Annotated in this window: 11 protein-coding genes and 1 pseudogene; 7 read left to right on the top strand and 5 right to left on the bottom strand. The window is 60.8% G+C overall.

Annotated features, from left to right (window positions below; translation table 11 throughout):
* Nucleotides 1-40: 40 nt before the first annotated feature.
* The gene (locus B348_RS1000000132150) at nucleotides 41-1048 is read right to left on the bottom strand and encodes a methyl-accepting chemotaxis protein (protein WP_371105852.1); all 1008 of its coding nucleotides are present in this window, start codon (nucleotides 1046-1048) and stop codon (nucleotides 41-43) included.
* Nucleotides 1049-2413: 1365 nt separating this feature from the next.
* Between B348_RS1000000132150 and B348_RS0104705 the strand changes: the two genes are divergently transcribed.
* Both B348_RS0104705 and B348_RS0104700 read left to right on the top strand, forming a co-directional pair.
* Complete coding sequence (locus B348_RS0104705; RefSeq protein WP_017735000.1) at nucleotides 2414-2944, top strand: M35 family metallo-endopeptidase; 531 nt, start codon at nucleotides 2414-2416, stop codon at nucleotides 2942-2944.
* Nucleotides 2945-3020: 76 nt separating this feature from the next.
* Entirely contained in the window at nucleotides 3021-3485 is a 465-nt protein-coding gene (locus tag B348_RS0104700) for a hypothetical protein (RefSeq protein WP_026136565.1), read from the top strand.
* Nucleotides 3486-3531: 46 nt separating this feature from the next.
* Here the strand turns inward: B348_RS0104700 and B348_RS0104695 are convergent, their stop codons facing one another.
* Nucleotides 3532-4071, bottom strand: coding sequence for a pesticin C-terminus-like muramidase (locus tag B348_RS0104695; RefSeq protein WP_026136564.1), 540 nt, complete (start codon nucleotides 4069-4071; stop codon nucleotides 3532-3534).
* Between the two features lie 163 nt (nucleotides 4072-4234).
* On the opposite strand from B348_RS0104695, the gene B348_RS0104690 reads away from it, so the two are divergent.
* From B348_RS0104690 to B348_RS0104680, 3 genes and pseudogenes are all read left to right on the top strand, one after another.
* Entirely contained in the window at nucleotides 4235-4618 is a 384-nt protein-coding gene (locus B348_RS0104690; RefSeq protein WP_017734997.1) for a Mor transcription activator family protein, read from the top strand.
* An 82-nt stretch (nucleotides 4619-4700) separates the two neighbouring features.
* A pseudogene (locus B348_RS0104685) lies at nucleotides 4701-5265 on the top strand (DUF2589 domain-containing protein); the annotation flags it as partial.
* 178 nt (nucleotides 5266-5443) lie between these two features.
* Complete coding sequence (locus B348_RS0104680; protein ID WP_026136563.1) at nucleotides 5444-6007, top strand: DUF2589 domain-containing protein; 564 nt, start codon at nucleotides 5444-5446, stop codon at nucleotides 6005-6007.
* A 16-nt stretch (nucleotides 6008-6023) separates the two neighbouring features.
* Here the strand turns inward: B348_RS0104680 and B348_RS0104675 are convergent, their stop codons facing one another.
* Genes B348_RS0104675 through B348_RS0104665 form a run of 3 tightly spaced genes read right to left on the bottom strand, consistent with a single transcriptional unit; the run spans nucleotide 6024 to nucleotide 7755 of the window.
* Complete coding sequence (locus B348_RS0104675) at nucleotides 6024-6314, bottom strand: DUF3144 domain-containing protein (RefSeq protein ID WP_017734994.1); 291 nt, start codon at nucleotides 6312-6314, stop codon at nucleotides 6024-6026.
* A gap of 29 nt (nucleotides 6315-6343) precedes the next feature.
* Nucleotides 6344-7039, bottom strand: coding sequence for a tRNA (adenine(22)-N(1))-methyltransferase TrmK (locus B348_RS0104670; RefSeq protein WP_017734993.1), 696 nt, complete (start codon nucleotides 7037-7039; stop codon nucleotides 6344-6346).
* A 5-nt stretch (nucleotides 7040-7044) separates the two neighbouring features.
* Nucleotides 7045-7755: a FadR/GntR family transcriptional regulator gene (locus B348_RS0104665; RefSeq protein ID WP_026136562.1), complete on the bottom strand. Its 711-nt coding sequence runs from the start codon at nucleotides 7753-7755 to the stop codon at nucleotides 7045-7047.
* Nucleotides 7756-8095: 340 nt separating this feature from the next.
* Here B348_RS0104665 and B348_RS0104660 point away from each other — a divergent pair, with 340 nt between their 5' ends.
* Together B348_RS0104660 and gudD are read left to right on the top strand one after the other, a co-directional pair.
* The gene (locus B348_RS0104660; protein WP_026136561.1) at nucleotides 8096-9457 is read left to right on the top strand and encodes an MFS transporter; all 1362 of its coding nucleotides are present in this window, start codon (nucleotides 8096-8098) and stop codon (nucleotides 9455-9457) included.
* Nucleotides 9458-9476: 19 nt separating this feature from the next.
* Nucleotides 9477-10802 carry a glucarate dehydratase gene (gudD, locus tag B348_RS0104655; protein ID WP_017734990.1) on the top strand — a complete coding sequence of 442 codons (1326 nt, stop codon included), beginning with the start codon at nucleotides 9477-9479 and terminating at the stop codon, nucleotides 10800-10802.
* Nucleotides 10803-10869 lie beyond the last annotated feature (67 nt).

Raw genomic sequence — 10869 nt, 5'->3', positions numbered from 1 at the left:
ATGCTGCCGCCATCGCAGGCAAGCCAGCTCCCACAGGGAATCACACCAGCCGGAATCGCGCGGTGTTATCACTCAGGGCCTGGCTGCCCTTGCTCAGGGTATCCGCCGCACGGTTCACCGCTCGCGCACCATCAAGCAAACGCCCCGCCGCCTGGTCCACTTGCTGGATATTGCCGCTCACTTCGTCCGCCGTCGCGGCCTGTTCTTCAACGGCCGTGGCGATCTGCGCCAGGGTGTCGGTAACGTTCTGCACCGCGCCGGCGATCTCGCCCAGGCGGGTGCCGAGCCCGGTGACCGACGCCGCGTCCGTCAGCGCTTGTTCGCACGCGGCGCCCATCAGGGTGACCGCCTGGCTCACCGTCGCGCGCAGGCTGTCCACGGTGCCGGCGATCTGCGCGGTGGAGGCCTGGGTGCGTTGCGACAGGCTGCGCACTTCGTCCGCCACCACGGCGAAGCCACGCCCCTGCTCGCCGGCGCGGGCGGCTTCGATGGCCGCGTTGAGCGCCAGCAGGTTGGTCTGTTCGGCGATGCCGCGAATGGTGTCCACCACCGATTGAATCTGCTGGCCCTGCTGACTGACTTGCTCCAGGGCGTTGGCGGTGTCGGTCAGGCGCCCGTTGAGTTGCTGGATGCTCGCCGTGGTGCGCTGGCTGTCGCGGCTGCTGTCTTCGGCGATGCGCCGGGTCTGCTGCGCGCTGCCCGACGCTTGTTCGCAACTGCGGGCGACGCCCAGGGACGTCGCGGCCAGTTGGGTGGCAGCGGCGGCAATCTGGCTGATTTGTTGTTGCTGGTCTTCGACTTCGTTGAGGGTGCTGCCCGATTGCGCATTGAGGGTGAGCACCGCCGAGCCCAGCTGCTGCGTCTCGTGATTGACCCCCAGCAAGCTGGTGCGCAACTGCACCACGGCGACGTTCAACGCGGTGCTGATGGCCGCCAGTTCGTCACGCCCTTGCACCGCCACTTCCACACAGAGGTTGCCGTCACGCAGCGACTCCGCCAGCGTGGTGATGCCACTGGCGCTGCGCTGGATCGAGGCTTGCAGGCACATGAACAGGTACAGCGCCGCCAGCGCCAGCAGGCTGAATGTCGCTGCGACGGGCACGATCTGCTGGAGGGAACGATCGTGGTAGTGGCCGAGGCGCGCGTCCAGGGACCTCAGCGACTGGTTGCGCAGCGCGCCCAGGCTGCCAAGCATGGCATCGACACTGCCTTCGAAGGCCGCCGTGTCGAGCTTGATGGTGCCGCCGAACACCCCGTCGTCGAGGACGTTGAGCTGGTTGTCGAGGGTTTGCAGGCTGTTGTCATACTGCGCGGTCCACGCCTCCATGCCCGCGTACTGCTTGGCCTTGAGCGACGCGGCGGCCTTGACCAACTGCTCGCGCGCATCGCCGATGCGGCCACGCAGGTCGCGCATCTGCAAGCGGCTTTGCAAGGTGAACTGCCCGGACGCGATGGACGATTGCCCCACACTGGCCATGCGCCCGACACGCTCGATCAGGTCGGGGGTGTGCTGGGTGGAAATCTGCATCAGCAGGTAGGTTTCCAGCCAGGGATCGAGGATCAGACCGGTGTCCAGGATCACCTGCTCACGCAGGGTCTGCATGGCGGTCAGGGCCGCGGTGAAGCGGTCATAGCCGTCCGGCCACCAGCCCACGGTGCGCAGGGATTGGGAGTCCATGCCCTTGATCGCGGCCTGCAAGGTCTCGAAGCGGGCGAGGATGTCGGCGCTGGCGTGCTGGGCCTTCAGTGATTCGCCCAGGGTTTGCAGGCTTTGCAACAGCAGCGGGTAATTGGCATCGACCTTGTCCATCGCCGCCTTCGCCGCCGGGGTGGGTGCGTGCAGGATGTCGGCGGCTTTCCAGCGCGCGGCCAGGTTGCGCTGGGCGGTCAATTGGCCGTCCAGCGCATCCAGGGCCAGCAGTTGGCGAACGCCGGACTGCTCGCTGGAGATCACCGCCAGTTTGGCGCGATAGTCCTGCCCGATCATCCACAGGCTGCCGGCCAGGGGCAGCATGAACAGGAGGAACAGGATCTGGAACTTGCGCGCAAAACCAAAACGGCCGAGCAGGCGGATACCGGGTGATAAAAGGCTGTGCATGTCCGACCACTCCCCAAAAACGACCCAGGCGGTGCACCGCTGGGCAAAGCCTTGAAATGACTAACGGCAAAACGCCATGTCATTGATTAGCTTGGCTCTAGCAAGATACGGGCCGGGGGCAGGACGTAGGAAACAGGCGGGGTGGCACGCTAAAAGTGCACACCCCGTGCGCGAAAATGGGGCAAAAGCACTCAGTGTCGAGGGCGCATCTGTAACTAATGGCGCATGGCACACCTACAGCGGAATCACTTCCTGCTGATCAGGCCTTTTGCGCCCGCGCAAACTGAAATCTCCTAACACCACTGGAGATTCATCATGCCTCGTCAACTGACCAGCTCCGAAGCAAGAACCTACCGTGCAGCACGCTGGGCTGCACTGCGCTCGCTCAACTACACCATCGGCCAACTGAATGCGGGCAATGCTGCTGTCGCGCAGGTCTGGATGGGTGTCAACCACCCTATGGACCTGCGCGAGTTGGCCCGACGCCTAGGCGTGATCCACGCGGCGTTGGCGGGCATTCATCAAGACCAGATCGTTTTCGACGCCAGCACAAACTCGCACACCGACTGGTACGCCGAGGTCGATGTCACCCTGCGCGGCGCCGCACATTCCATCACTTTGGCGCATCCCTTCTTCGACGCTCCAACGTACGGTAATGACTCGCGCGCCGGTACCTTGATTCATGAAGTCAGTCATTTCAACGATGTGCTGGGCACCGACGACAACGCTGACGGGCGCGCCGCCTGCCTGCGATTGGTGCGGCAGGCGCAGCAACATGACGGTGATCTCAACAGTGTTATCACCAACGCCGATAGCTGGCAGTACCTCGTAGAAGGAATCTATTGAGCTATTACTGATGCTGCAAGGCAAAAAGCCTGTTTTCGAACAGGCTTTTTCATCACCCAGGAAAAAGGAGTTGATCATGGACCGTCGTTTTTTGACCGCCGCTGCACTGGCCGCACTTTATTTGTTAGCCACCCCCGCACACGCATTGAACACTGAAGAAGTTGAACCCCAGACACTGAAAGACTATGCCGTGACACTGACTGCCCATGCCGGAAACTTTCAGTGGCAGCAGTTATGGAAAAACACACGTTCGGCCGGTTACTTCAATCAACAATCCCCCAGTCATTTCACCGTACCGATGTCGAGCGTTCCCGACATAGTGTCTGCTGCACTAACTAGAGCAACCAGTGTCAGGCCCTTTGCCGCTACCCGCGCAGCCTACCGTTATGACTTTGCAACGAACGTGGGTGTCGTCCAAAAGGTCGCTGTCACGGCAGTGTGCATCGACGTCGACTGGCGCTCCCTACCCAACGGAACTGCCGTGGATGATGCCGAGAAGATGAAAAACGTCAGTTTATTACTGGCCACACCCTGCCCATGATGCAAACAGCCACCCGAGGTTATCTCGGGTGGCTGTATCTCTACTGTTACAACGCCCTTGCCAATAAATCCGCTTCCTTGCAACGGCGCGTGGAATAGCGGTCACCAAAATTACGCAAATTACTTTCTGCGGCCTTCCAGTCCCCCGCCACCACTTGCGCCCAGAACTTCGGCGTGCGGATGGCGAGGTTGCCATATTGGAAGGCAACCGAAGCAATCACCGTCTGCATCGCTGCCGGCAAAACGTCAAACGGGCGTGCGGCCGCTTTGCTGTAGTCGCTGCTCAAGCGCGCGATAAAGGGTGCCTTGTAAGCCTCGTCAATCCTGCATGCATCGTCCGCACTGACGTTCAGCGGTAGTGTTTGCAGGCGTGCTACGGCCTTCGCACCGATCAGGCCAAGGTAAGGCGCAAGCCGCTCAGCAAGGTCTTTGGGCAGCATATCCAGGTTTTTCTGCTGCCCCAGATCAAAGCCGGTGCCGATGGTGACCCCGCTCCGACTGTGTTCCGGGTCCGGCACATAACCGCGTGTGGCCGGCCCACCTTCGAGCCTGGCAATGAATGCCATATCAATCGAGTGACTGGACATGGATGGTTCCCTCTTGGTTTAGGAAACCTCAGTCGATCACTCAGGCAACATCATCTTCAGAAGGTAAAACTTCCCTACTTTCATAGGTAAAGTTTCCTACTGCTTATCGACGTTCATTACTTCCTAAGCTCTGACCAGCACTCACGCCAAGGAGGTAAGACCGATGGAACCGATAGACCTGGAACACATTGATGTCCACCAACTCCCCCACTCCCTCCAGGTGTTGGTTGCCTGTATCGGTCTGGAAGATGCTTTCCGCCTGACGTGCGTGTATGGCGGCCGCCCTAAATACATTCCAAAACAGGTTCAACGCACTTCGTTGGCGTTGATCTTGTCAGCGGAATCACTGCAGGCGCTGATAAATGATTTCGCGGGTATTGCTCTGGAAATACCGAAGTCCGACCATTTTTTTCGGCAGATCCGTAATCAACATATTCAAATGGGTATTTCCAATGGCCTATCGCGAAGTGCATTGGCCGAGAAGTATGGGCTGAGCCTGCGGCAAATCGCCAATATCCGGCGTCAGGAAACTTGTCCTCATCGGTAATTACTTCCTACTGAATCAGAAAGTTCAGCATGGATAGATTGAAGTTGCGCACTTTCGCGCACTCACGATAAGGAAATTAGACATGGCAGATATTGATAAAGGTCTCATTGGAAGCGTGATCGCGGCCCTTCCCCTGGACAAGATGATCGCCGGCCCGCTGATGGCAATGATCCAGGCGCAAGTCGCCGCGAGCAAAGCCTATGCGGACTTCCTCATGGGGGTGTGCATCCAGGACGGCAAGGCCGTTTCGGTGCAGTTCGACTACGACGAAACCCTGGTCGATGAGCAAGGCGTCTACAAGGGCACGGTCAGCAAGACCATGCGCATTCCACTGCTGGCCGCCATCAGCCACCCCAACATCGCCATCCAAGATGGGAGCATCGAGTTTGATCTGACCATCACTCAATCAGCTCAGGACTCCAGCACTACCAGTGCGTCCGGCAGCTTCAGCTCCTCACTGGGATGGGGCCCGTTCAGCGTTTCCGTGAAGGGTTCCGCCAGCCACAAATCAACACAGACCCGCAAGACCGATACCCGTGCACGTTACGAAATCAAAACCAAGATCGCGCGCCTGGAGCCACCGGAAGCCCTGATGCGCGTCATCGACTTTCTCACCGATGCCGCCACCAAACCGGTCACCTTGCCGAACGCCACCGCCAGCAGCCTAACGGAACTGCCAAAAGCCGGCGTGCTGCCTTTGCCTGACAGCAAATCCGACGCCAAACCAGAAACGAAACCCGAAACCAAACCGGCAGGCAAACCCGACTACCCCAACCCGCCCCGCCTCACGGCGGGGCAACCCACTCGACCTGAAAGGAATCCACCATGGCATTTTTCTCACGCCCCAAGGAACCCATGTCGGCCAGTGACTTGAGCCACATCACCCGCGGGTTGCACCAGGCAGCAGCGGCCACGCACAACCTGATCGCCCAGCAGTACATCGCCTTGTTCGACCAATTCTTCGATTACAACGTTGAAGACCTGGGCACACCGATGAAGGCCAAGATGGTCGATATCGCCCTGACAGAGGGCCATACCATCACCGTGCCGCTGATCGCGCTGGTGGCCCCCAAGGGGTTGGCCCTGCACAAAATGGACGTAGACCTGTCGGTAAAAATGCACAGCACCGAAGTGCAAAAGGCCAGCCACGATCTGGAAAACGGCGACCTGCACAGCGAGAAGTTTTTCGTGACCTTTGGCACCACCAAGCGCGAAGGCCAGGAGCGTGATCCCGATGAAGTGCAGATCCGCATCGAATTCAAGGCCTGCGAGCCACCGGAGGCGATCAATCGCATCATTGAGGAATACACCAACCTGATCAGCCCACTGGCCCACGCCCCCGTCAAACCGCCCACTGCCGAACCGGAGCCGTCAGACTTCGCGCCCTGACAGCAACCCTGAGGGCTTATTTGCCCGTCTTGTACCGGTCGAAATTGTTGATGTGATCATCCAGATTATCCTCAAGCATCATCCGGTACTGATCGCAGAAATACTTCAACATCGCCTCCCGTGCCTCGGCCATTTCCGCGCCGGACTTGAAGTTGCGCGCACTGGCCCAGGCATTGAAGCGGGTGGTGCCAAACATCATCGAGGCGCTGACCTGGCCGAGGTTTTCCTCAGCCTTGAGCTGCGCGTTGGACAGTTCGATATGCGCGTCTGCGCGGTCATAAAAAGCTTGGTCGGTGGCGTCTGCCATAGCGGGAATCCTTGTTGATCAAAGGTCTGTCAGGCCAGCAGCGCGGTGATCCAGCGGGCCTGTTGGGCGATCTCTTGCAGCGTCGCCTCGGGTACTGCCTGGCGGGCCTGTTCAAGGCTGGCCAGGGTCTTCTGTTTCTGGCGCAGCATGCGTTGCCATTTGGCCAAAAATGCCGGGCTGCGCGCCTGCATTTGCAGCGGGCCAAAGTACAGTTGCTCGGCACTGTACTGCACCGGCTCGCTGCGCTCGGCAACGATGATTTCGTAGTAGAAGCGGTTTTCGTGCAGCAGCTCTTCGGCAAGGATGGCGTAGCCGTTGTCCATCAGCCACTGGCGCAGCGGTTGCTCGCCGCCGTTGGGTTGCAGGATCAGGCGCTCGTGGCCGCTGAGGTGGGCCTTGCCGCTGTCGAGGATGTCGCGGATGGTCTCGCCGCCCATGCCGCACATGCTGATGGCGCTGATGCGGTCTTGCGCTTCGATGGCCGCCAGGCCGTTGGCCAGGCGCACCGTGATGTGCTGCTCCAGGCCGTTGTCATGCACCGTGCGTTGGGCGGCATGAAACGGCGTGGTCGCCACTTCGCCGGCCACCGCCGCGCTGATCGCGCCACGGCGCAGCAAGGCCACTGGCAAGTAGCCGTGGTCGGAACCGATATCGGCCAAGCGCGCGCCCAGGGGCACGTTCGCCGCCACGCGCTCCAGGCGCGCGGATAAAGTGTATTCGTTCAACTGCCCTACTCTCCCGAAAAACGATCGCGGCTGTTGGTCAAGTGCAGCACCATCGCGGCGCGTGCAGCGTCTGGGTCCTGGCGCTTGATCGCGTTGAAGATCGCCTCATGCTCCAGGTGTGCCAGTTGCCCCAATTGGGCGAAGTCCGCGCCACCGCGTTCGGCGGCCTTGACCTGCGTGCGCGGAATCATCGCATTGCCCAGGTGCAGCATGATTTCGCTGAAGAAGGTGTTGCCGGTGGCTTCGGCGATCAACTGGTGGAAGCGTTTGTCTGCTTCCACGCAGCTGTCGTTGTTGGCCAGGGAGGCCTGGTAGTCGCCCAGCACCTCGCGCATGCGCGCCAGTTGCGCGTCGCTGCGGCGTTGGGCGGCGAGCGCCACGGCCTGCACCTCCAGGCCCAGGCGCAACTCCAGCATGTTGCGCACGCTGGCGAGTGTGTCCACATGCAGGCGCAGCCCGGATTGCGCTTGCGGCGCCAGTACAAAGGTGCCGATGCCGTGACGCGTCTCCACCAACCCCGACGCTTGCAACTTGGACAGCGCCTCGCGCACCACCGTGCGGCTGACGCCATGCTCGGCAACGATGGTGGATTCGGACGGCAGTTTTTCACCGGGCTGCAACTGCCCGAGCAGGATGCGCTGGGTCAGCGCTTCAACCACACCTTGGGCGAGGTTGCTGGAGCGTTTGCGCACGGGAGACGCGCTTTCAATGGGCATCGTTACGGGTCCACGGGGTTGGGCTGGAAGGGAGCTTAACACCCTGCCCAGCAGGGACGCTGTGCTGATTGAAAAAGCGCCCAACTTGTATGACAACCAACCTTAAAGCCATCCACACCGGCTTTCATACCTAAGGTCCACCGACGGTGCGCCCGCCTGCTAAAATCCGATAAAACCCTAATAAAAACAGGATAAATAACCAAAACAAGCACTCCTACCCTGGCCTTATAAGAACAAAATAGCCCACCACCGCATTGCAGATCGCAGAAATCAACTTGTATGATGTCTATCAACAAAACACGCAAACCCGCATAAAAATAATCAGGGGGAGTTTTGAATTGTGAACAATTCAAACCATGCATCTGCCACACCCGAAAATGATTCCACCCTCACGCGCGCCGTGAGCAAAGTGAAGGGCCATGTGCTCCCACTGTTCGTGATCATGTTCATCCTCAACTACATCGACCGGGTCAATATCGGCTTTGTGCGCACGCACATGGAACACGACCTGGGCATCGGCGCGGCGGCGTACGGCTTCGGTGCCGGGCTGTTCTTCATTGGCTACGCGCTCTTCGAAGTCCCCTCCAACATGTTGCTGCAAAAGGTCGGCGCACGGATCTGGCTGACCCGAATCATGTTCACCTGGGGCATCGTCGCCACGCTGATGGCGTTCATCCAGAACGAAACCCACTTCTATATCCTGCGCTTCCTGCTGGGCGTGGCCGAGGCGGGTTTCTTCCCCGGCGTGATCTACTACTTCACCCGCTGGCTGCCCGCTGCCGAGCGCGGCAAGGCCATCGCGATTTTCCTCAGTGGCTCGGCGGTTGCGTCGCTGATTTCCGGGCCGTTGTCGGGCGCACTGTTGCAGATCGAAGGCTTCGGCTTGCACGGTTGGCAGTGGATGTTCGCCATCGAAGGCCTGGCGTCAGTGGCGCTGGGGTTCTTTGTGTGGTTCTGGCTGGATTCCAAGCCCCACGACGCCACATGGATGACCCGCGAGGAACAGGACGCGCTGGTCGGCGCCATCGACCGCGAACAGCGCGAGCGTGAAGCGCTGACGACGATCAAACCAACCATCGGCAAGCTGCTCAAGGATCGCCAGATCCTGCTGTTCTGCGCCCTGTACTTCTGCATCCAACTGACGATCTACGCCGCCACCTTCTGGCTGCCGAGCATCATCAAGAAGATGGGCGACCTGAGTGATGTGCAGGTGGGTTTCTTCAACTCGATCCCGTGGCTGATCTCGATCATCGCCATGTACGCCTTCGCGTCGCTGTCGAGCAAGTTCAAGTTCCAGCAGGCCTGGGTCGCGGCGGCGTTGTTGATTGCGGCGGCAGGCATGTTCATGTCCACCACCGGCGGGCCGGTGTTTGCCTTTGTGGCGATCTGCTTTGCGGCCATCGGCTTCAAGTCGGCGTCGTCGCTGTTCTGGCCGATCCCCCAGGGCTACCTGGATGTGCGCATCGCGGCGGCGGTGATCGCGTTGATCAACTCCATCGGCAACCTGGGCGGCTTTGTCGCGCCGACCACCTTTGGCTTCCTGGAACAAACCACCGGCTCGATCCAGGGCGGCCTCTACGGCCTGGCCGGCACCTCGGTGCTTGCCGCGATCCTGGTGTTTTTTGCCAAGACTTCGCCCTCTGCCGTGCTAGCGGCACCGAGCGCCGTGCCCACGGGCGCTGCCATCAGCAAACCTCTCTGAGTCTGAATAGGAACCTGCCATGAACACGCCTGTCGTCACACACTTTCAAGTCATTCCCGTCGCCGGCCACGACAGCATGCTGCTCAATCTCAGCGGCGCCCACGGCCCGTATTTCACGCGCAATATCGTCATCCTCAAGGACAGCAGCGGCCACACCGGCGTCGGCGAAGTGCCCGGCGGCGAACGCATCCGCGAAACCCTGGAAGACGCCCGCAGCCTGGTGATCGGCCAGCCCATCGGCCAGTACCAGCGCATCCTCAACCAGATGCGCAGCACCTTTGCCTCGCGGGACTCGGCCGGGCGCGGCCTGCAGACCTTTGACCTGCGCATCACCATTCATGCCGTCACCGCCATGGAGGCGGCGCTGCTTGACCTGCTGGGGCAGTTCCTGGAAGTGCCCGTGGCCGCCTTGCTCGGCGAAGGGCAGCAGCGCGATGCAGTAAAAATGCTCGGCTATCTGTTCTACGTCGGCGACCGCAACGCCACCGACCTGGCCTACCGCAACGAAGCCGACGCCGATGATGATTGGTTCCGCCTGCGCCACGAGAAGGCACTCACCGTCGAAGCGGTGGTGCGCCTGGCCGAAGCCGCCAAGGCCAAGTACGGCTTCAACGACTTCAAACTCAAAGGCGGCGTGTTGAGCGGCGACGCCGAAATCGAAGCCGTCACCGCCCTGGCCGAGCGCTTCCCCGATGCGCGCATCACCCTCGACCCGAACGGCGCGTGGTCATTGAAAGAAGCCATCCGCCTGTGCCGCGACCAGCACCACGTGCTCGCCTACGCCGAAGACCCGTGCGGTGCGGAAAATGGCTACTCCGGCCGCGAAGTCATGGCCGAATTCCGCCGCGCCACCGGCCTGAAAACCGCCACCAACATGATCGCCACCGACTGGCGCGAGATGGGCCACGCGATCCAGTTGCAATCGGTGGACATCCCACTGGCCGACCCGCACTTCTGGACGATGCAGGGCTCGGTACGTGTCGCGCAGATGTGCCATGAGTGGGGCCTGACGTGGGGCTCGCACTCCAACAACCACTTCGATATTTCCCTGGCGATGTTCACCCAGGTCGCCGCCGCCGCACCGGGCGATATCACGGCCATCGACACCCACTGGATCTGGCAGGACGGCCAGCGCCTGACCCGGGAACCGCTGAAAATCGAAGGCGGCTATGTGAAGGTGCCGAGCAAGCCCGGGCTGGGAGTGGACATCGACATGGACGCCGTGGCCAGGGCCCATGAGCTGTACAAAGGCATGGGCCTGGGTGCGCGGGATGACAGCGTGGCGATGCAGTTTTTGATTGCGGGATGGACGTTCAACAACAAGCAGCCGTGTCTGGTGCGGTAACCCCCCCTGAGAACACCGCTGCACCCTGTGGGAGCTGGCTTGTGTGGGAGCTGGCTTGCCTGCGATG

This window comes from Pseudomonas sp. CBZ-4 (assembly GCF_000346755.1).
In the GTDB taxonomy this organism is placed as follows: domain Bacteria; phylum Pseudomonadota; class Gammaproteobacteria; order Pseudomonadales; family Pseudomonadaceae; genus Aquipseudomonas.
Note: the sequence above shows the minus strand (reverse complement) of the source record. Positions and strands in the feature narration are given on the sequence as shown.